General features: G+C 70.9%; 19 protein-coding genes. 3 read left to right on the top strand and 16 right to left on the bottom strand.

The annotated features are described in order from the left end of the window. The first annotated feature begins 36 nt into the window (after nucleotides 1–36). Nucleotides 37–750, top strand: coding sequence for a bleomycin resistance protein (locus tag GTY56_RS05670; RefSeq protein ID WP_161363086.1), 714 nt, complete (start codon nucleotides 37–39; stop codon nucleotides 748–750). On the opposite strand, the gene GTY56_RS05665 is transcribed toward GTY56_RS05670, so the two are convergent. The 3 genes from GTY56_RS05665 to GTY56_RS05655 form a co-directional block, all read right to left on the bottom strand. After that, nucleotides 710–1,465 (bottom strand): SIR2 family NAD-dependent protein deacylase, encoded by a 756-nt coding sequence (locus GTY56_RS05665; protein WP_161363084.1) that lies wholly within the window; start codon nucleotides 1,463–1,465, stop codon nucleotides 710–712. The genes GTY56_RS05670 and GTY56_RS05665 overlap by 41 nt on opposite strands. An 85-nt stretch (nucleotides 1,466–1,550) precedes the next feature. Then, entirely contained in the window at nucleotides 1,551–2,045 is a 495-nt protein-coding gene (locus GTY56_RS05660; RefSeq protein ID WP_161363082.1) for an NUDIX domain-containing protein, read from the bottom strand. A 42-nt stretch (nucleotides 2,046–2,087) separates the two neighbouring features. Then, a complete protein-coding gene (locus GTY56_RS05655) occupies nucleotides 2,088–3,158 on the bottom strand; it encodes an ADP-ribosylglycohydrolase family protein (protein ID WP_161363080.1) in 1,071 nt (356 codons plus the stop codon). A 263-nt stretch (nucleotides 3,159–3,421) separates the two neighbouring features. Between GTY56_RS05655 and GTY56_RS05650 the strand changes: the two genes are divergently transcribed. Next, a complete protein-coding gene (locus tag GTY56_RS05650) occupies nucleotides 3,422–4,540 on the top strand; it encodes a glycerate kinase (RefSeq protein ID WP_161363178.1) in 1,119 nt (372 codons plus the stop codon). A 74-nt stretch (nucleotides 4,541–4,614) separates the two neighbouring features. Here the strand turns inward: GTY56_RS05650 and pssA are convergent, their stop codons facing one another. The 9 genes from pssA to GTY56_RS05605 form a co-directional block, all read right to left on the bottom strand. Further along, complete coding sequence (gene pssA, locus GTY56_RS05645; protein ID WP_161363176.1) at nucleotides 4,615–5,397, bottom strand: CDP-diacylglycerol--serine O-phosphatidyltransferase; 783 nt, start codon at nucleotides 5,395–5,397, stop codon at nucleotides 4,615–4,617. A gap of 58 nt (nucleotides 5,398–5,455) precedes the next feature. Next, on the bottom strand, nucleotides 5,456–6,112 hold the full coding sequence (locus GTY56_RS05640) for a phosphatidylserine decarboxylase (protein WP_161363078.1): 657 nt from the start codon (nucleotides 6,110–6,112) through the stop codon (nucleotides 5,456–5,458). Nucleotides 6,113–6,284: 172 nt separating this feature from the next. Beyond that, nucleotides 6,285–7,490, bottom strand: coding sequence for an acyl-CoA dehydrogenase family protein (locus GTY56_RS05635; RefSeq protein WP_107453776.1), 1,206 nt, complete (start codon nucleotides 7,488–7,490; stop codon nucleotides 6,285–6,287). Nucleotides 7,491–7,492: 2 nt separating this feature from the next. Continuing rightward, complete coding sequence (locus GTY56_RS05630; protein WP_033309326.1) at nucleotides 7,493–8,005, bottom strand: MaoC family dehydratase; 513 nt, start codon at nucleotides 8,003–8,005, stop codon at nucleotides 7,493–7,495. 5 nt (nucleotides 8,006–8,010) lie between these two features. Then, a complete protein-coding gene (locus GTY56_RS05625; protein ID WP_030948307.1) occupies nucleotides 8,011–8,973 on the bottom strand; it encodes an HpcH/HpaI aldolase/citrate lyase family protein in 963 nt (320 codons plus the stop codon). Beyond that, a complete protein-coding gene (locus GTY56_RS05620; RefSeq protein ID WP_161363077.1) occupies nucleotides 8,970–11,018 on the bottom strand; it encodes an ethylmalonyl-CoA mutase in 2,049 nt (682 codons plus the stop codon). The genes GTY56_RS05625 and GTY56_RS05620 overlap by 4 nt, the downstream gene beginning before the upstream one ends. Before the next feature lie 15 nt (nucleotides 11,019–11,033). Continuing rightward, nucleotides 11,034–12,377, bottom strand: coding sequence for a crotonyl-CoA carboxylase/reductase (gene ccrA, locus GTY56_RS05615; protein WP_161363075.1), 1,344 nt, complete (start codon nucleotides 12,375–12,377; stop codon nucleotides 11,034–11,036). Between the two features lie 382 nt (nucleotides 12,378–12,759). Then, the gene (locus tag GTY56_RS05610) at nucleotides 12,760–13,569 is read right to left on the bottom strand and encodes a TetR family transcriptional regulator (RefSeq protein WP_229856054.1); all 810 of its coding nucleotides are present in this window, start codon (nucleotides 13,567–13,569) and stop codon (nucleotides 12,760–12,762) included. A 115-nt stretch (nucleotides 13,570–13,684) separates the two neighbouring features. Continuing rightward, complete coding sequence (locus GTY56_RS05605; protein ID WP_161363071.1) at nucleotides 13,685–15,490, bottom strand: 3-hydroxyacyl-CoA dehydrogenase family protein; 1,806 nt, start codon at nucleotides 15,488–15,490, stop codon at nucleotides 13,685–13,687. 396 nt (nucleotides 15,491–15,886) lie between these two features. Between GTY56_RS05605 and GTY56_RS05600 the strand changes: the two genes are divergently transcribed. After that, the gene (locus tag GTY56_RS05600; protein WP_161363069.1) at nucleotides 15,887–16,462 is read left to right on the top strand and encodes an adenylosuccinate lyase; all 576 of its coding nucleotides are present in this window, start codon (nucleotides 15,887–15,889) and stop codon (nucleotides 16,460–16,462) included. A gap of 2 nt (nucleotides 16,463–16,464) precedes the next feature. Here the strand turns inward: GTY56_RS05600 and GTY56_RS05595 are convergent, their stop codons facing one another. From GTY56_RS05595 to GTY56_RS05580, 4 genes are all read right to left on the bottom strand, one after another. After that, nucleotides 16,465–16,992, bottom strand: a complete 528-nt coding sequence (locus GTY56_RS05595) for a GNAT family N-acetyltransferase (protein ID WP_161363067.1) — start codon at nucleotides 16,990–16,992, stop codon at nucleotides 16,465–16,467. Next, nucleotides 16,989–17,387, bottom strand: coding sequence for a RidA family protein (locus tag GTY56_RS05590; protein WP_161363065.1), 399 nt, complete (start codon nucleotides 17,385–17,387; stop codon nucleotides 16,989–16,991). Before GTY56_RS05590 ends, GTY56_RS05595 begins: the two co-directional genes overlap by 4 nt. Nucleotides 17,388–17,448: 61 nt before the next feature. Next, nucleotides 17,449–19,032 carry an alpha/beta hydrolase gene (locus GTY56_RS05585; protein ID WP_161363063.1) on the bottom strand — a complete coding sequence of 528 codons (1,584 nt, stop codon included), beginning with the start codon at nucleotides 19,030–19,032 and terminating at the stop codon, nucleotides 17,449–17,451. 160 nt (nucleotides 19,033–19,192) lie between these two features. Further along, complete coding sequence (locus tag GTY56_RS05580) at nucleotides 19,193–20,233, bottom strand: Rv2578c family radical SAM protein (protein ID WP_161363061.1); 1,041 nt, start codon at nucleotides 20,231–20,233, stop codon at nucleotides 19,193–19,195. Nucleotides 20,234–20,257 lie beyond the last annotated feature (24 nt).

Genomic DNA, 20,257 nt, shown 5'->3' with positions numbered 1-20,257 from the left:
GCTCCATGGCTCGTCAAATTTGACTAGGGTGGGGTCATGCCGGAGAAGACGATCCCGATCCTGCCCTGCCGGACCCTCCAGCCCGTCCTCGACTTCTACACCGCCCTCGGATTCCAGGTGACGTACCAGCAGCGCAGCCCCAACCCGTACGCGGTCGTGCAACGCGGCGGCATCGAGTTGCAGTTCTTCGCGATGAAGCAGTACGAGCCGGCCGCGTCGTTCAGCACCTGCTACCTCCTGACCGACGACGTCGACGGCCTCTACCGGGCGTTCCGCGCCGGTCTCAAGGAGACGTACGGCAGGATCCCCACCCGGGGGCTGCCGCGGGTCGGGCCGCTCAAGGACATGACGTACGGCGTGCGGCAGTTCCTCGTGACCGACCCCGGAGGCAACTGCGTCCGGGTCGGGCAGCGCACCGGCGGTGAGCGGCACCACGGGCCCGCCCCGGACGAGACGTTCGCGCGGGCCCTGCACTTCGCGTCCCTCCTGGCGGACTCCAAGGGGGACCCGGCGGGCGCCGCCAAGGTCGTCGACCGGGTGCTCGGTCTGACGGGCGAGACGCCGACCCGCGTCCAGCTGCTTCAGCTCCTCGTCCTGCGCGGGGACGTCGCGGCACGGCTCGGCGACGAGGAGGCGGCCGTCGCCACCCTCGCCCGGGCAGCCGCGCTCGACCTCACCGCGGCCGAGCGCGAGCAGGGCCGCGACGCGCTCACCCGCCTGGCGGACCTGCGGGGCTCGCTTCGGCCGTGAGGCCGCGCAACAGCTCCGGCAGCGCCGTGCCGATGGGGTCCCGGATGATCTCGTCGGCACGGTCGTCGTACGGGGTCGGCTCGGCGTTGACGATGATCAGCCGGGCACCGTGGTCGGCGGCGACGCCGGCCAGACCCGCCGCCGGCTGCACCTGGAGGCTCGTGCCGACGGCGACGAAGATCTGGCAGCCCTTGCTGACGGCGGCCGCCTGGCCGAGGACGACGGGGTCCAGCCGCTCGCCGAACATCACCGTCGCCGGCTTCATGATGCCGCCGCACTCCCGGCACGGCGGGTCCTCCTCACCGGCCTCCACCCGGGCCAGCGCGTCCGCCATCGGGCCGCGGGCGTGGCAGCCGGTGCAGACCACACTCCGCGCCGTGCCGTGCAGTTCGAGCACTTTGCGGGCCGGCATCCCGGCGAGCTGGTGCAGTCCGTCCACGTTCTGCGTGATCACCCGCACCGGCACCCCGGACCGCTCCAGCTCCGCCACCGCCCGGTGCGCGGCGTTGGGCTCGGCCCGCAGTGCCCCCGTCTCGCGCCGCATCCGCCAGGAGCGGCGGCGGATCTCCGGGTCGCCCATGTAGTGCTCGTACGTGACGAGCTTCTCGGCCTCGGGATCCCGGCGCCACAGCCCGTTCGGCCCGCGGTAGTCCGGGATGCCCGAGTCCGTGCTGATGCCGGCACCGGTGAGCAGGGCGACGAGGGGTCTGGCCATGTCACCGAGGGTAGGCCGGGCGAGGCGGCGTCGGCGAACGGATATCGGGCGGGGTCCCGAGCGGTGGGGGAGTGGCCGGGCCCGGTCAGAACACCCGGCGGCCGTCCTCCAGCTCCGCCGTGCCCGGCCCGTCCGCCAGGACGTCGAGGGCGGCCAGGACCCGGCCGCGGTGGGGGTCCGACAGGTACTCACCCAGTTCATCGCGCGCCACCAGCCGCCAGGACAGCAGCTCCTCCTCCTGGAGGCGGATCGCCTTGAACTCGTCCTCGCTCAGCACCCCGCCGTCGTACAGGTACGCCACCAGCGGCGGACGGCCCACGCCCTGCACCCAGTCCACCGTCAGCAGCCGGCCGAGCTCACGGTCCAGCCCGATCTCCTCCGCCGTCTCACGCCGTGCGCCCTGCCGTGGGGTTTCGCCGTCGTCGGACTCGATCGTGCCGCCGGGCAGCGTCCAGCCCTCCCGGTAGTTGGGCTCGACGAGCAGCACACGGCCCTCGCCGTCCCGGAACAGCACCGCGGCACCGGCCAGGACGCGGGGCAGGGAGGCGATGTAGGCGGCGTAGTCAGGAGAGGAGGTCATCGGTGCAGGGTAACCACCGCGCCCCGCATCACGTCAGGGCCGTCAGGCCGCCGGCTCCACCAGCCGCAGCGTCCGTTCCGCCAGTTCGCTGATCCGCACCCCGTCGTAGCCGAACACCGCGCTGCGGACCGTGTCCTCCAGCGGGGCCTTCCACTGGTCGGGGATGGCCGCCGCCCCGCCGAACACGCCGGCCACCGAACCCGCGGTCGCACCGTTGGAGTCGGTGTCCAGGCCCCCGCGGACGGTCAGCGTGATGGTGCGGGTGAAGTCACCGTCGCCGTAGAGCAGGCCCGCAGTGAGGACGGCCGCGTTCGGGACGGTGTGGATCCACCCCATGCCGCCGGTCTCCTCGGCGATCGTGGTGAGTGTGTCCTCCCAGGACATCCGGGTGTCGTGCAGGGCAGTCACCCGGCGCACCGTACGGGCGAGGCGGCTGCTCGCCGGGATCACGGCCAGGGCCTCGTCGACGGCGTGCCGCACGGTGGGCGCCGTGAACGCCGCCGCGATCAGCGCCGCCGCCCACATCGCCCCGTAGACCCCGTTCCCGGTGTGCGACAGCACCGCGTCCCGCCGCGCGAGCCGGGCCGCGCGGCGCGGGACGCCCGGACAGGTCCAGCCGAAGATGTCCGCGCGGATGAGGGCGCCGATCCACTCCTGGTAGGGGTTGTCGTACGTCGCCGTCAGCGGCGGCTTCAGCCCGCTGGCGAGGTTGCGGTACGCGGCCCGCTCGGCGGTGAACGTCTGAAGGAACGGCAGCCGCAGCAGCCACAGGTCGCCGACCTGCTCGGTGCTGAAGCCGAAGCCGTGGGTCTCCAGCAGGTCGAGGCCGAGGATCGCGTAGTCGACGTCGTCGTCACGGCAGCTGCCGTGGATGCGGCCGCGGACGGACTGGGGCCACTCGGGACGCAGCGCGATCTCGAGGTCGCCGGTGGGCTCGGGCAGGTAGTCGGTCAGGGGCAGGGCGGCGGCCTGCCGGAGATAGCGGTCGATGCGCTCACGCGTCCAGAGCTCGCCCTGCTCGACGGGTTTGCCCAGCATGTTTCCCGCGATGCGGCCCGTCCAGCCGCCGAGGACGCGGTCGGTGACGTCTGTGTCGGTGTGTGCGGGGCCCATGAGGGCTGTCTACCCGTTTCACGAGGTGCCTACGGGGCGGGGATGTGCGGTGCGTGCGCGGATGCGGGCCGTCCTGGCCGGTCACGCAGGTCTCCGCGCCCCGGGGAGCCCTGGTCCAGGGGCTGGGCACGTGCTGACGACGGGGGCGTCCTCCGGTTAGGGTCACAGCGGCGCGACTGGCCCTGACATGCGTGAGGGCCCGGAGAGCAAGGGGAGTGCAAGTGGCGGACGCTGCAGTGAGCGACACCCGGAAGACACAGCGGGTGCTCGTCGCCGCGGACAAGTTCAAGGGGTCGCTGACGGCCGTGGAGGTCGCCGAGCGGGTCACGGCCGGGCTGCGCCGGGTCCTGCCGGACCTGGAGGTCGAGGCGCTTCCGGTGGCCGACGGCGGCGACGGGACGGTGGCCGCGGCGGTCGCGGCCGGGTTCCAGCGCCGGGAGGTACGGGTCGCCGGCCCCCTCGGCGACGAGGTGACGGCGGCGTTCGCGCTGCGCGAGGGCACGGCGGTCGTGGAGATGGCCGAGGCGAGCGGGCTTCAGCGGCTGCCCGCCGGGGTCTTCGCCCCGCTCGCGGCCTCCACCTACGGCTCCGGCGAGCTGCTGCGGGCCGCGCTGGACGCGGGCGCCCGCACGATCGTCTTCGGGGTCGGCGGCAGCGCCACCACCGACGGCGGCGCCGGGATGCTGTCGGCGCTCGGCGCCCGGTTCCTGGACGCCGACGGGGAGCCGGTGCCGCCGGGCGGCGGCGGACTCGCCGAGCTGGCCACCGCCGACCTGTCGGGACTCGACCCGCGCCTGGCCGGGATCGATCTGGTGCTCGCGAGCGACGTCGACAACCCGCTGACCGGCCCGAAGGGCGCCCCCGCGGTCTACGGCCCGCAGAAGGGTGCCTCGCCCGAGGACGTGGCGGCCCTGGACAGCGCCCTCGCGCACTTCGCGAAGGTGCTCCAGCAACCGGCGGGCCCGCAGGCCGCCGAGTACGCGGCGTCGCCGGGCGCGGGCGCGGCGGGCGGCATCGGCTACGGCGCCCTGCTGCTCGGCGCCCGGTTCCGGCCCGGCATCGAGGTCATGCTCGACGTCCTGGGCTTCGCGCCCGCCCTGGACCGTGCGGACCTGGTCATCACCGGCGAGGGCTCCCTCGACGAGCAGACCCTGCACGGCAAGGCCCCGGCGGGTGTCGCCGCCGCGGCCCGCGCCGCCGACAAGGACGTCGTGGCGGTCTGCGGACGTCTCGCCCTGCCGCCCCAGACCCTGGGCCGCGCCGGTTTCCGCCGGGCCTACCCTCTGACGGACGCCGAGCCGGACGTGGCGAAGTGCATCGCCGAGGCGGGCCCGATCCTGGAACGGGTCGCGGAACGCATCGCCAGGGACTTCCTGACCTGACCCGGCGGCTCCCGCCCCGCAGGCACGAAAAGGCCCCGAGCCATCGGCTCGGGGCCTTCGTCGTCGTACCGACGCTACGGAAGCTGCGCCGCCCGCGCCTCGCGGCGGTTGTCCCGGAAGTTGTTCACCCGGCGAGCCGTGGCGAACAGCGGGATCACCGCCCCCGTCACCAGCTGGAGCGCGCACCCCGTCTGCAGCAGGAGCTGTCCGCCGGGCGCGCCGAAGGCCCAGGCCGCCAGCAGACCCATGGACAGGACGATCCACACCAGCATCGCCACCGCGAGCCAGCCGCGGGGCTTCGGGTACTCCACCCGGCTCACCATCAGCCACGCCGTCCCCACGATCGCCAGCAGCGTGGCCTCGAACGGCAGCTCCAGCAGCACGATCGCGACCACCGTCAGCGCACCGAACGGCGAGGGCATGCCCTGGAACGTGCCGTCCTTCACCGTCACGCACGAGAACCGCGCGAGCCGCAGCACCACCGCCAGCAGCACCACGATCGCCCCGACCGCCGCCACCCGCTGGTGGGCGTCGTTGGCGACCATGCCGTAGACGAGGACGAAGTACGCCGGTGCCAGGCCGAAGCTGATCAGGTCGGACAGGTTGTCCAGCTCGGCGCCCATGGGGGAGGAGCGCAGCTTGCGCGCCACCAGGCCGTCGAAGAGGTCGAAGACCGCCGCGCAGAGCATGAGGATGACCGCCGTGGCCGCGCTGTGGCGGGCCATGCCGGTCTCCTGGCTGCCCGTGAGGTGCGGGATCAGGATGCCGGTGGTGGTGAAGTACACCGCCATGAAGCCGCACGTGGCGTTGCCGAGGGTCAGGGTGTCCGCTATCGACAGCCGGAGGGAGAGGGGCATCTCCTCTTCCTCGTCGACCTCGTCCGCCTCCGGGACCCAGCCGGCCTTGGTATCAGGATCAATCACGGTCAATGCGAGTCACCCCAGCCACCGTCTTCTGACCGACCTCGACCGCGACCTCCACGCCCTCGGGCAGGTAGAGGTCGACACGCGAGCCGAAGCGGATGAGGCCGATCCGCTCGCCCTGCTCCACCTTCGTGCCCTGGGGCAGGTAGGGGACGATGCGGCGGGCGACCGCGCCGGCGATCTGGATCATCTCGATGTCGCCGAGCTCGGTGTCGAAGTGCCAGACGACCCGCTCGTTGTTCTCGCTCTCCTTGTTGAAGGCGGGAACGAAGCCACCGGGGATGTGCTCGACCGACGTCACCGTGCCGGCCAGCGGCGCGCGGTTGACGTGGACGTTGAGCGGGCTCATGAAGATCGCGACGCGGGTGCGGCCGTCCTTCCACGGCATGATGCTCTGCACCACACCGTCGGCGGGCGAGATGACCCGGCCCTGGGTGATCTCGCGCTCGGGGTCGCGGAAGAACCACAGCATTCCCGCCGCGAGCGCGGTGGCGGGAACGGCGACGGCCTTGGCGGCGCCGGAGCGGCGGGCCCGGGCCAGGCTGAGGGCTGCGGTGGCGACGGTCGGAAGGAGCCACGGCGATGCTCCGCGCGCGAGGCGTACGCCGGCCCGGCTGTCGCGAGATGCAGAGGTTTGGCTGTGGGGCATGGATGACCTTCGTAGCGGAGATGATGCCGCACTCTGACGGGGGACGGCGGCTTTCCGGCGATCGTAGCGGCTCGGGGCCGTAACTGGGTAAGCCAGGCAGCCGAGTCGGCGGCAGAAGAGTGCTGACGGGGTGTGATCTTCTTCTCCAAGAAAACACCCCGTATCCGGACATCTAGCCCTGGAATCGATACTCTTCGAGCAGCCGCCTGCCGATGATCATTTTCTGGATCTCGGCGGTACCTTCACCGATGAGCAGCATCGGAGCCTCGCGGTAGAGACGCTCGATCTCGTACTCCTTGGAGAAGCCGTAGCCCCCATGGATACGGAAGGCGTCTTCCACGACCTCCTTGCAGTACTCGGAGGCGAGGTACTTCGCCATCCCGGCCTCCAGGTCGTTTCGCTCCCCGGAGTCCTTTTTGCGTGCTGCGTTCACCATCATCGCATGCGCGGCCTCCACCTTGGTAGCCATCTCGGCCAGCTTGAACTGGATCGCCTGGTGCTGGGCGATCGCCTTCCCGAAGGTGTGACGCTGCTGCGCGTACTGGACGCCCAGTTCGAACGCACGCTGAGCGACGCCGCAGCCACGCGCCGCCACGTTGACGCGGCCGACCTCCACGCCGTCCATCATCTGGTAGAAACCACGGCCGGTGACCCCGCCGAGCACCCGATCCGCAGGAATGCGCAGGCCATCCATGATGAGTTCGGTGGTGTCGACCCCCTTGTAACCCATCTTGTCGATCTTGCCGGGGATCGTGAGGCCGGGCCGGACCTCACCGAAACCGGGTTCCTTCTCGACCAGGAAGGTCGTCATCGACTTGTGCGGCGCGGTGCCCTCGGGGTGACCTTCGTCACTTCTGACCAGGACGGCCACCAGGGACGACGTTCCACCGTTCGTGAGCCACATCTTCTGGCCGTTGAGGACGTACTCCTCGCCGTCCTTCACCGCCTTCGACGTGATCGCCGACACGTCCGAGCCGAGGGCCGGCTCCGACATCGAGAACGCGCCCCGGATGTCGCCGGCCGCCATCCTCGGCAGGAAGTGGTCCTTCTGCTCCTGCGTGCCGTGCTGCTTGAGCATGTACGCCACGATGAAGTGGGTGTTGATGATGCCGGACACCGACATCCACCCGCGGGCGATCTCCTCCACGCACAGCGCGTAGGTCAGGAGCGACTCGCCCAGACCCCCGTACTCCTCGGGGATCATCAGGCCGAACAGGCCCAACTCCTTCAGCCCGTCCACGATCTGCTGGGGGTACTCGTCGCGGTGCTCCAGCTCCGTGGCGACCGGAATGATCTCCTTGTCCACGAAGTCCCGGACGGTGGACAGGATCTCCTGCTGGACGTCCGTCAGACCGGCGGTCTGGGCGAGTCGCGCCATGGCTACTTCTCCTGCTCCCTGAGCTCGGGGCGGCCGGGCTGCTCGCCGCCGCGCTCCTTGATGTACGTCTCGGTCGGCACCATCACCTTGCGGCGGAACACGCAGACGAGCGTTCCGTCCTGCTTGTAGCCCTTGGTCTCGACGTGGACGATGCCGCGGTCGTTCTTCGACTTCGACGGCCACTTGTCGAGCACGGTCGTCTGGCCGTAGATCGTGTCGCCGTGGAAGGTCGGCGCCACGTGCTTCAGCGACTCGATCTCCAGGTTGGCGATCGCCTTGCCGGAGATGTCCGGTACGGACATGCCGAGCAGCAGCGAGTAGATGTAGTTGCCCACGACGACGTTCTTGCCGAAGTCCGTCGTCTTCTCCGCATAGTTCGTGTCCATGTGGAGCGGGTGGTGGTTCATGGTGAGGAGACAGAACAGGTGGTCGTCGTACTCCGTGACCGTCTTCCCCGGCCAGTGCTTGTACGTCGCCCCGACCTCGAACTCCTCGTAGGTGCGTCCGAACTGCATCGCCGTCACGCCTCCGGGATCTCGAACTTGCTGGTGCGCTGCATGCCGGCGGCGCGGCCCTTGCCGGAGATGACCAGGGCCATCTTGCGGCTGGCCTCGTCGATCATCTCGTCGCCGAGCATCGCCGAGCCCTTCTTGCCACCCGCCTCGGACGTGTAGTAGTCGTACGCGTCCAGGATCAGCTCGGCGTGGTCGTAGTCCTCCTGCGACGGCGAGAAGATCTCGTTGGACGCCTCGACCTGGCCCGGGTGCAGCACCCACTTGCCGTCGAAGCCGAGCGCGGCGGCGCGCTGGGCGACCTCGCGGTAGCCGTCGATGTTGCGGATCTGGAGGTAGGGGCCGTCGATCGCCTGGAGGTTGTTGGCGCGGGCGGCCATCAGGATCTTCATCAGGATGTAGTGGTAGGCGTCCGCCGGGTAGCCGGGCGGCTGCTCGCCCACGACCAGCGACTTCATATTGATGGACGCCATGAAGTCGGCCGGGCCGAAGATGATCGTCTCGACGCGCTGGGAGGCGGTCGCGATCTCGTTGACGTTGTTCAGGCCCTGGGCGTTCTCGATCTGCGCCTCGATGCCGATCTTGCCGACCTCGAAGCCCATCGTCTTCTCGATCTGGGTGAGGAGGAGGTCCAGGGCGACGATCTGCTCGGCCGTCTGCACCTTCGGCAGCATGATGCAGTCGAGGTTCTGGCCGGCGCCCTCGACGACCGTGACGACGTCCCGGTAGGTCCACTCGGTGGTCCAGTCGTTGACGCGCACGACCCGCGTCTTGCCCGTCCAGTCGCCCTCGTTGAGGAACTTCACGATGGTGTGCCGCGCCTCGGGCTTGGCGAGCGGGGCGCACGCGTCCTCCAGGTCGAGGAAGACCTGGTCCGCGGGGAGGCCCTGCGCCTTCTCCAGGAAGCGCGGATTGCTGCCCGGTACCGCCAGGCAGGAACGCCGGGGGCGAAGGCGGTTGACGGTCGTCATGCGGGGACCTCCAGGGGGTCGAGCTTGTTCGCTTTCCGGATCTCGTCGACGATGCGGCCGATGATTCCGGTGATGTCGAAGTCCTTCGGGGTGAAGACCGCGGCCACTCCGGCTTCCCTGAGCTGCTCGGCATCACCGTTCGGGATGATGCCACCGGCGATCACCGGTATATCTGTGGCACCCGCCACACGCAGCCGTTCGAGGACGTCCGGCACCAGCTGGGCGTGCGAGCCGGACAGGATGGACAGGCCGACCGCGTGCACGTCCTCGGCGAGGGCCGCGTCCACGATCTGCTCCGGCGTCAGCCGGATGCCCTGGTAGACCACCTCGAAGCCGGCGTCCCGCGCGCGCACCGCGATCTGCTCGGCGCCGTTGGAGTGCCCGTCGAGGCCCGGCTTGCCGACCAGGAAGCGCAGCTTGCCGACGCCCAGGTCCTTGGCCGTCAGGTCCACCTTGCGGCGCACCAGGGCGAGCGTGCTGCCCTCCTCGACGGGGACGGCCACCGGCGCCGACGAGACACCCGTGGGCGCCCGGAACTCGCCGAACACCTCGCGCAGGGCCCCGGCCCACTCGCCGGTCGTCGCCCCGGCGCGGGCGCACTCCAGGGTGGCCTCCATGAGGTTCTCGTTGCCGCGTGCGGCCTCCTTCAGCCGCTCCAGCGCCTTGCAGGGCCGCGGGTGGTTGAACGGCGGCTGATAGCGGCTGTCGCGCCACTGCTGGAGGGCCGCGACGACCCGGGCCTCGACCGCCGGGTCCACCGTCTGGATCGCGGTGTCCAGGTCGGCGGTCAGCGGGTTCGGCTCGGTGCCCTCGAACATGTTGACGCCGATGATCTTCTCCTGGCCGGACTCGATCCGGCCCCGGCGCTCGGCGTGCGATGCGACCAGCTGCGACTTGAGGTAGCCGGACTCGACGGCCGCCATCGCGCCGCCCATCTCCTGGATGCGGTCGATCTCGGCGAACGAGGCCTCGACCAGCTCGTCCACCTTCGCCTCGATCACCTTCGAGCCCTCGAAGATGTCCTCGTACTCCAGCAGGTCGCTCTCGTACGCGAGCACCTGCTGGATGCGCAGCGACCACTGCTGGTCCCAGGGGCGGGGCAGGCCGAGCGCCTCGTTCCAGGCGGGCAGCTGCACGGCACGCGCGCGGGCGTCCTTGGAGAGCGTGACGGCCAGCATCTCCAGCACGATCCGCTGGACGTTGTTCTCCGGCTGCGCCTCCGTCAGCCCCAGGGAGTTGACCTGGACGCCGTACCGGAAGCGGCGCTGCTTGGGGTTCTCGATGCCGTACCGCTCGCGGGTGACGCGGTCCCAGATGCGGCCGAACGCCCGCATCTTGCACATCTCCTCGACGAAGCGGACGCCCGCGTTCACGAAGAACGAGATGCGCGCGACGACGTCGCCCATGCGCTCCTGCGGCACCTGGCCGGAGTCGCGCACGGCGTCGAGGACGGCGATCGCGGTGGACATCGCGTACGCGATCTCCTGCACCGGTGTGGCCCCCGCCTCCTGCAGGTGGTAGCTGCAGATGTTGATCGGGTTCCACTTCGGGATGTGGGAGACCGTGTACGCGATCATGTCCGTCGTCAGACGGAGGCTCGGCCCCGGCGGGAAGACGTGCGTCCCGCGGGACAGGTACTCCTTGACGATGTCGTTCTGGGTCGTGCCCTGGAGCTTGGTGATGTCCGCGCCCTGCTCCTCGGCGACGACCTGGTAGAGCGCCAGCAGCCACATGGCGGTGGCGTTGATCGTCATCGAGGTGTTCATCTGCTCCAGGGGGATGTCCTGGAACAGCCGGCGCATGTCACCGACGTGCGCGATCGGCACGCCGACCCGGCCCACCTCGCCGCGGGCGAGGATGTGGTCGGAGTCGTAGCCGGTCTGCGTCGGCAGGTCGAACGCCACCGACAGACCCGTCTGGCCCTTGGCGAGGTTGCGCCGGTACAGCTCGTTGGACGCCTCGGCGGTGGAGTGGCCGGCGTACGTGCGCATGAGCCACGGCCGGTCCTTCTCCCGCTTCGCTTCGGCGGGCTGACGCTCAGTCATCTATGACCCCGGGTCTCAGATGTTACGGAAGCGGTTGATGGCGTCGATGTGCTTGGCGCGCTTCTCGTGGTCGCGCACGCCCAGGCCCTCCTCGGGCGCCATGCACAGCACGCCGACCTTGCCCTGGTGCAGGTTGCGGTGCACGTCGTAGGCGGCCTGGCCGGTGTCCTCCAGGGAGTACACCTTCGACAGGGTCGGGTGGATCTTGCCCTTCGCGATGAGCCGGTTGGCCTCCCAGGCCTCGCGGTAGTTGGCGAAGTGCGAGCCGATGATGCGCTTCAGCGACATCCACAGGTAGCGGTTGTCGTATTCGTGCATGTAGCCCGAGGTCGAGGCGCAGGTGGTGATGGTGCCGCCCTTGCGGGTGACGTAGACGCTCGCGCCGAAGGTCTCGCGGCCGGGGTGCTCGAAGACGATGTCGATGTCCTCGCCACCGGTGAACTCGCGGATGCGCTTGCCGAAGCGCTTCCACTCCTTCGGGTCCTGGGTCTGCTCGTCCTTCCAGAACTTGTAGCCCTCGGCGCTGCGGTCGATGATCGCCTCGGCGCCCATCGAGCGGCAGATGTCCGCCTTCTGCTCGCTGGAGACGACACAGATCGGGTTGGCGCCGCCGGCCAGCGCGAACTGGGTGGCGTAGGAGCCGAGTCCGCCGCTCGCGCCCCAGATCAGGACGTTGTCGCCCTGCTTCATGCCGGCGCCGTTGCGGGAGACCAGCTGCCGGTAGGCGGTGGAGTTGACCAGGCCGGGCGCGGCGGCCTCCTCCCAGCTGAGGTGGTCGGGCTTCGGCATCAGCTGGTTGGACTTGACCAGGGCGATCTCGGCGAGGCCGCCGAAGTTCGTCTCGAAGCCCCAGATGCGCTGCTCGGGGTCGAGCATCGTGTCGTTGTGGCCGTCGCTGGACTCCAGCTCGACGGAGAGGCAGTGCGCGACGACCTCGTCGCCGGGCCGCCAGGCGTTGACGCCCGGGCCGGTGCGCAGGACGACACCCGCGAGGTCGGAGCCGATGATGTGGTACGGCAGGTCGTGGCGCTTGGCCAGCTCGTTGGTACGGCCGTAGCGCTCCAGGAAGCCGAAGGTCGACAGCGGCTCGAAGATCGAGGTCCACACCGAGTTGTAGTTGACCGACGAGGCCATGACGGCCACCAGGGCCTCACCCGGGCCGAGCTCGGGCAGCGGCACCTCGTCCAGGTGGATCGACTTGCGGGGGTCCTTGTCGCGCGTGGCGAGTCCGGCGAACATCTCCGTCTCGTCCTTGTGCACGGTGATCGCGCGGTACGACTCGGGGATCTGGAGGGCGGCGAAGTCCTCCGACGTGGAGTCGGGCGACTGGATCGCGGCCAGGATGTCCTTAACGGTCACGGTGTTGCCTCCGGCGGTGAGCGCCCTGAGGGAGGGGCGCCGATGGTTACGTCGGTGCTGCTGAGGGTTGAGGGTGTGCCGTCGGTTCGGCGGTGGTGCTGATCGGCAGCGCTGGGTGGCGCGGGAGGTTGCCTGTGACGCAGGCGCCCGGGCGGGCAAGCGGGTGAGCTTGCCGGGACGTCGCCCGGACCTCTTCAACGTATGACACCGCGTGTCACCCCGCAAGGCACTGAGTGCCAGAACTTGATCTCAGATGAAATCTTTACGTAACAAATGAGCGATGATCGATCGAATGGGCTCCTCAAGGGCCGGCAAAAGGGCCCCTGACATGCCAAAACGGCCACCCCGAGGGGTGGCCGTCATCACACGGGGGAAAGGGGCGTCAGCGCTCCTTGAGGGCCTGCTCGATCGTCCGCATGACCTCGTCCAGCGGTGCGTCGGTGCGGGCGACCGTCACCAGCACCTCGCCCTGTGCCGAAGCCGTGGCCGCGGCCGGCTGCGCGTCCGTGGAACGCCCGGCCCCGATGCCCGTGCCGAAGGTCTTCCGCACGATCGCGAAGGCGTGGTCCAGCTGCGCCTCCACGTCCCCCTGGGCGCCCGCGCGCAGCCAGCGCCGCAGCACGTGGTTGTGGGCCGTGACCACGGCCGACGCGGCGACCTCCGCCAGCAGTGGGTCGTCGTTGGCGTCGTCGGCGTGCGCGCGCTCGTCGAAGTGGCCGAGGAGATAGCGGGTGAAGAGACGCTCGTAGCGGGCCACCGACGCGATCTCCGCCTCGCGCAGCGTGGGCACCTCGCGCGTCAGCTTGTAGCGGGCGACCGAGATCTCCGGCCGGGCCGCGTACATCCGCATGACTTCCTTGATGCCACGGCACACCGTGTCGAGCGGGTGCTCGTGCGCCGGCGCGGCGTTGAGCACCGCCTCGGCCCGGATCAGGGTGTCGTCGTGATCGGGGAAGATCGCCTCTTCCTTGGAGCGGAAGTGGCGGAAGAAGGTACGGCGGGCGACCCCGGCCTGGGCCGCGATCTCGTCGACGGTGGTCGCCTCGTACCCCTTGGTGGCGAACAGCTCCATCGCGGCGGCCGCCAGTTCCCGGCGCATCTTGAGCCGCTGGGCGGCGGCACGAGAGCCGGCGGCACTCTCCGGCGCCTCGGTCGCGGCTGGTGTACGTGAGGACTTGGCGGGCTGGGGCATGCCCTGAACGTACTGCATGTGCGCAGCTCGCTGCGCATGGCCTGGTTCGTGGAACCGGTCCGTGCCGAGCAGGCCGCCCCACTCCGCACCGGACCGGAACCAGTCGCCGGGACGCTCAGCGCTTGGCATATTCGCGGAAGCCACGGCCGGTCTTGCGGCCGAGGCAGCCCGCGGCCACCAGGTGCTCCAGCAGCGGCGCCGGAGCGAGTCCCGGGTCGCGGAACTCGCGGTGCAGGACCTTCTCGATGGCCAGCGAGACGTCCAGCCCGACGACGTCCAGCAGCTCGAACGGGCCCATCGGGTAGCCGCCGCCCAGCTTCATCGCGGCGTCGATGTCGTCGAGCGTCGCGTAGTGCTCCTGCACCATCTTGATCGCGTTGTTCAGGTACGGGAACAGCAGCGCGTTCACGATGAAGCCGGCGCGGTCGCCGCAGTCGACCGGGTGCTTCCTGATCCGTCCGCACACCTCGCGGACCGTCGCGTGGACGTCGTCGGCCGTCAGCACGGTCCGGACCACCTCGACCAGCTTCATGGCCGGCGCCGGGTTGAAGAAGTGCATGCCGATCACGTCCTGCGGGCGCGAGGTCGCCCGGGCGCAGGCGACGACCGGCAGCGACGAGGTCGTGGTGGCCAGGATCGCGCCCGGCTTGCAGACCTTGTCCAGGGCCGCGAACAGCTGCCGCTTGACCTCCAGGTCCTCGGCGACGGCCTCCACGGCCAGGTCGACACCGGCGAAGTCGTCGTAGGTGCCCGTGGCGGTGATGCGGTCCAGGGTCTCGGCGGCACTCTCCGCGGTCATGCGGCCCTTGTCGACCGAGCGGGCCAGGGACTTGCCGATCCGGGCCTTGGCGGTCTGCGCCTTCTCCGCGCTGCGGGCGGCCAGGACCACCTCGTACCCGGCCTTCGCGAAGACCTCGGCGATCCCGGAGGCCATGGTGCCCGAGCCCGCGACACCGACCGAGCGGATCTCCCGGCCGGGAGCCGGGTCGCCGCCCTCCGTCGGGGTCAGCGTGTCCCGCACGGTGACCGCGCTGCCCGGCGCCTCGTACGTGTAGAAGCCGCGCCCCGCCTTGCGGCCGGTCAGGCCCGCCTCGCTGAGCTGCTTGAGGATCGGGGCCGGGGCGTGCAGCCGGTCGCGGGAGGCGGCGTACATGGCCTCCAGGACCGTGCGGGCGGTGTCGACGCCGATCAGGTCGAGCAGCGCCAGCGGGCCCATGGGCAGTCCGCAGCCCAGCCGCATCGCGGCGTCGATGTCCTCGCGGGAGGCGTACTTGGCCTCGTACATCGCGGCGGCCTGATTGAGGTAGCCGAACAGCAGGCCGTCCGCGACGAAACCGGGGCGGTCGCCGACCGCGACGGGCTCCTTGCCGAGGTCCAGCGCGAGATCGGTGACCGCCGTGACGGCCGCCGGCGCGGTCAGCACCGAGGAGACGACCTCGACCAGCTTCATGGCCGGGGCGGGGTTGAAGAAGTGCAGACCCAGCACCCGCTCGGGGCGCGACGACTCGGCGGCCAGCCGGGTCACGGACAGGGCGTTGGTACCGGTCGCCAGGATGGTCTCCGGGCGCACGATCCCGTCCAGCTCCCGGAAGATCTGCTGCTTGACCTCGTACGACTCCGGGGCCACCTCGATGACCAGGTCGGCGTCGGCCGCGTGGCGCAGGTCGGCGGAGGTGCGGACCCGGCCGAGGATCTCGGCGCGCTCCTGCTCGGTCAGCCGGCCGCGCTCGACGCCCCGGGCGGTGGAGGCCTCCAGGGCGGCGACGCACTTCGCGGCCTGGGCCTCGCTGATGTCGATGCCGACGACCGTGCGGCCGGCCTTGGCGAGGACCTCGGCGATGCCGGTGCCCATCGTGCCGAGGCCGACGACGGCGATCTTCTGCAGCGGGGACTGGGACGGGTCGGAAAGGGGAGTGGCCATCGCGGGACTCCAGGATGAGGGTGACGACGGGGAACGCGCTCCGGGTGCGCCGGAGGCGGCCCGGCAGGGCCGGACCACGGGCGCACCGGGTGCGTGATGACGTGCGGGTGTTGGCCGGGCTGCGAAGCGCACACGCCCGGTGCCGCTCAGCGGGCGTGCACACGCCCGGGGTTGAAACGGCGGGTCCGACCGGCCCTGTCCCGGGGCCGAGCCGTACTGCGGTACCTGAGGCACCGAACCGACTGCTCCCGCGACAGCCGCGTCACCAGACCGCCACGGGGAAAGACGAGTGGGTAACTCGCTCGTCTGAGCTTAACTGGCGGGTAACGAGCGCGCCAGCCCTCGTCTTTGTGATGTACGTCCCGCGCGGACCGCGCCACCCCTAATCTCTGAGGCATGAGCGAAGAGTTGCGATCACTCACGGAGCGCTTACGGCAGGAGTCGGGGGCGCCGCCCGCGTTCGAGCGGCTCGTGGCGACCGACGACCTCGACGCCCTGGCGGCGGTGCTGACCGAACCCGGGCAGCACCTGTGGGCGAGGGAACTGGCCGCGTTCCGGCTGGGGCTCGCGCGGGACCGGCGGGCCTTCGAGGCCCTGGTGCTGCTGCTCAACCACCGTGACCCCCCGCGCTGCGCCTCCGCCGCCCACGCCCTGGCCCGGCTCGGCGACCCGCGCACCGCGCGGGCGGCCGCCGCCCTCGCCACCAACGAGCTGCGCGTCGCCTACGCCCTTCAGCCGGTGCGGCTCCTGGTCGAGCTGCGCGCCCCGGAGGCGGTGCCCGCGCTGATCACCACGCTCCAGCGGCGCCTGCGACCGCACGACCCGTACCGTCGCGTGGCCCTGGCCTGCGTGGACGGGCTCGGAACGCTGGGTGACACCCGGGCCCGGCCCGTCCTGAACGAGGCCTTGGCCCATCCGGCGCTGGCCGAGGCGGCGGTGCGGGCGCTGGGGCGGATCCCGAAGCAGCGGTGATGTCAGCGGGGGAGCGTCCTGGCGTACCGCACCTCCGGGACCGCGACCCCGTCCACCTCGAAGGGCTCCTCGGCGCCGTCCGCACGGAAGCCGGCCCGCTCGTAGAAGCGGCGGGCCCGGTCGTTCCCCTTGAGCACCCACAGCAGGACACGGCCGTGGCCCGCAGCGCAACAGCGCGCGACCGACTCCGTCAGCAGCGCCCGCCCCACGCCCCGCCCCAGCTGATCCGGGTGCACGTAGACGGCGTACAACTCGGCGTCCCCGGTGCGGACTTCTCCTTCGCGGTAAGGGCCGTGGCACGCCCAGCCGACGAGCTCGCCGCCGGCGTCCTCGGCGACCAGGTTCACCACGCTGCCCTCGCCCTGGGACAGGTACGTGCGACGGCGCTCGGCGTCCTCCTCGACGCTGAGCCCGTCCAGGTACGACTGCGGGATCAGACCCCGGTAGGCGCTGCGCCAGCCGCCCACGCGGATCTCCGCGACGCGGTCGCAGTCCGCGAGCGTCATCTCCCGTGTCCGCAGCCCGCTCATGGCGCGACCACCGCGAGCGCCTCGACCTCCATCAGGAACTCCGGCCGGACCAGCGCCGCGACCTGTACCGCCGACGCGGCCGGCAGCCGGTCGTCGGGTATGTACCGGGCGCGGGCCGCGCGCAGGGCCGGCATATGGGCCATGTCCGTGACGTAGTAGGTGAGTTTGAGGACGTCGTCGAAGGTCGCGCCGGCGGCCGCCAGGCAGCGCCGGAGGTTCTCGAAGACCTGGCCGGCCTGCGCCGCCGGGTCGCCCTCGCCGACCGGCCGCCCCTGCTCGTCGAGAGCGAGCTGGCCGGCGATCGCCACGAAACGGCCGGTGCCCAGAACCACATGGCTGTACTGGGGCGCGGCGGCGACGCCGTCGGGGGCGGGGATCCTCGTCAGCTCACTCATGGGTTCATGATGGACCACGGCACTGACAGCGCCTGCCGGCCCCCGACAGGTCGTCAGCCGCTCAGTGACGGAAGCCGAGCAGGCCGTGCAGCGCCGAGCCCTTCGCGGAGGCCGAGGCCGCCTTCGCGGTCGCCGCCGCGGGCTTCGGGTCGGGCAGCGCCTCGCACACCGCGTCCGCCTCGCCGTAGCCGCGCGGCACGGTGCCGTCCGTGAGGTACGCCGCCAGGTGCTCGTCCAGGCAGGCGTTGCCGCTCAGCGTGATGCCGTGGTTGCCGCCGCCCTCCTCGACCACGAGGCTGGAACGGGCCAGCAGACGGTGCGCGGTGACGGCGCCCTCGTACGGGGTGGCCGCGTCGCCGGTCGCCTGGAACAGCAGGACCGGCGGCAGCTCGCCGTTGGCCACGTTCACCGGGCGCAGCGAGTCCACCGGCCAGAACGCGCACGGCGCGTTGTACCAGGCGTTGTTCCAGGTCATGAACGGCGCCTTGTCGTACACCGCCCAGTTGTCCTTGCGCCACTGCCGCCAGTCGCGCGGCCAGGACGTGTCCCGGCACTGCACCGAGGTGTAGACGCTGTAGCCGTTGTCGCCGGAGGCGTCCACCGCGCCGAAGTCCTCGTACGCCTCGACCAGCGGCCCGGCGTCCTGGTCGTTCACGTACGCCGCGAACGCCTCCGCCAGGCTCGGCCAGTAGCCGTTGTAGTAGCCGCCCGGGATGAAGGTGTCCTCCAGCTCCGAGGCGCCCACCGTGCCGGACGCCGGCTTCTTCGCGAGGGCCGCGCGCATCGCGTACCACTCGGCCTCGATCTCCTCCGGATCGGTGCCCAGCCGGTACGTCGCGTCGTGCTTGCCGACCCACGCGAGGAAGGCGCGGTGGCGGTCGTCGAAGGCCATGTCCTGGTGGAGATTGGCTTCGTACCAGACGCCGGTCGGGTCGACGACGGAGTCCAGGACCAGGCGCCGGACCCGCTCGGGGAAGAGCCCGGCGTAGACGGCGCCGAGGTAGGTGCCGTACGAGTAGCCGAGGTAGTTGATCTTCTGGGCGCCCAGAGACTGCCGGATCGCGTCCATGTCGCGCACCGCGCTGGTCGTGTCCATGTACGGCAGGACGTGCCCGTACTTCTTGCCGCACGCGGCGGCGAAGGACCTGGCGCGGTCGAGGTTGGCCCTCTCGATCGCGGGCGTCGTGGGCAGGGAGTCCGGGCGGACCGGGGCGAAGTGGCCCGGCCCGCAGTCCAGCGCCGGCTCGCTCGCCCCCACGCCGCGCGGGTCGAAGCCGATGACGTCGTACTGGGCCGCCACCTTCGCGGGCAGCGACGACGCGACGAACCCGGCGAGGCTGAGCCCGCTGCCGCCGGGACCGCCGGGGTTGACCAGCAGCGGGCCCTGGTAGGTCCTGGCGGTGTGCGGGACGCGTGACAGGGCGAGGGAGATCTTCTCACCGTGTGGCCTGCGGTGGTCGAGGGGCACCTTCAGGGACGCGCACTGGAGCGTCGGGTAGTCCTCGGTGGCGCAGCTCTCCCAGGCGGGCTCCGCGGTCCGGACGGTGCTCGCGGTGCCCGGTGCGCCCGCCTCGGCGGGACCGGCCGTGAAGGTGCCGGCCAGGACGACGGCGGCGCCGCACAGCGCTGCTGCGCGCTTTCTCATGGAGTCCTCCCAGGACGGCGGGATGGAGGACCGCGAGGGTCGCCGTCCTCGCGGCATCGTCCCGGAAAGACGTCCCGGAAGAACTCATTGCGCAGAACCCATGACCCGATTGGATCGTCGGATGCGCTCGAATGCTCGGAAGGGGCAGGTTCGAACCGCCCTACAGGAGGGAGAGTTGGGTCGGTCCGGCGGCCGGCGGCTCCTCGGCCGGCCCGGCGGGCCGGATCCGCCGCGGCATCCCCGTCCGCGTGGGCCCGATGCCGTACTCCTCGGCCAGTTCGTGCACCTGACGGGTGATCCGCCGCTGGTACCACTTCGGGGCGTAGGAGCCCTCCGCGTACAACCGCTCGTAACGGGCCACCAGGTACGGGTGGTGCTGCCCCAGCCAGGCCATGAACCACTCGCGGGCGCCGGGCCGCAGATGCAGCACCAGCGGTGTCACGGACGTGGCGCCGGAGGCCGCGATCGCCCGCACCGTGGCGCGGAGCCGGTCGGGCGAGTCGCTCAGGAACGGGATCACCGGAGCCATCAGCACCCCGCAGCCGATGCCGTGCTCGGCCAGGGTGCGCACCACGTCGAGGCGCCGTTCGGGCGCGGGCGTGCCCGGCTCGACGGTGCGCCACAGCTCCTGGTCGGTGAAACCGACCGACACGGAGATGCCGACGTCGGTCACCTGCGCCGCCTGCTCGATCAGTTCCAGGTCGCGCAGGATGAGTGTGCCCTTGGTGAGGATCGAGAAGGGGTTGGCGTGGTCGCGCAGCGCCGAGATGATGCCCGGCATCAGCCGGTAACGGCCCTCGGCGCGCTGGTAGCAGTCGACGTTGGTGCCCATGGCGATGTGCTCGCCCTGCCAGCGGCGCGAGCCGAGTTGCCGGCGCAGCAGCTCCGGCGCGTTGGTCTTCACCACGATCTGGCTGTCGAAGCCGAGGCCCGTGTCGAGGTCCAGGTAGCTGTGCGTCTTGCGCGCGAAGCAGTACACGCACGCGTGCGAGCAGCCCCGGTACGGATTGACCGTCCACTGGAACGACATCCGTGACACCGCCGGCACCCGGTTGATGATCGACCGGGCCCGGATCTCGTGGAAGGTGATCCCGCGGAACTCCGGCGTGTCGAAGGTACGCGTGGTCACCGCGTCCGCGCCGAACAGCGCGGCATCGGCCCGGCTGTGTTCGGAGTCCGATGTGAGGTTCTCCCAGCGCATGACGCCTCCTCGGTAGCACTGACC

It is taken from the genome of Streptomyces sp. SID5643 (assembly GCF_009872555.1).
Taxonomy (GTDB): domain Bacteria; phylum Actinomycetota; class Actinomycetes; order Streptomycetales; family Streptomycetaceae; genus Streptomyces; species Streptomyces iakyrus.
This window is presented reverse-complemented; position numbering and strand designations above follow the sequence as displayed.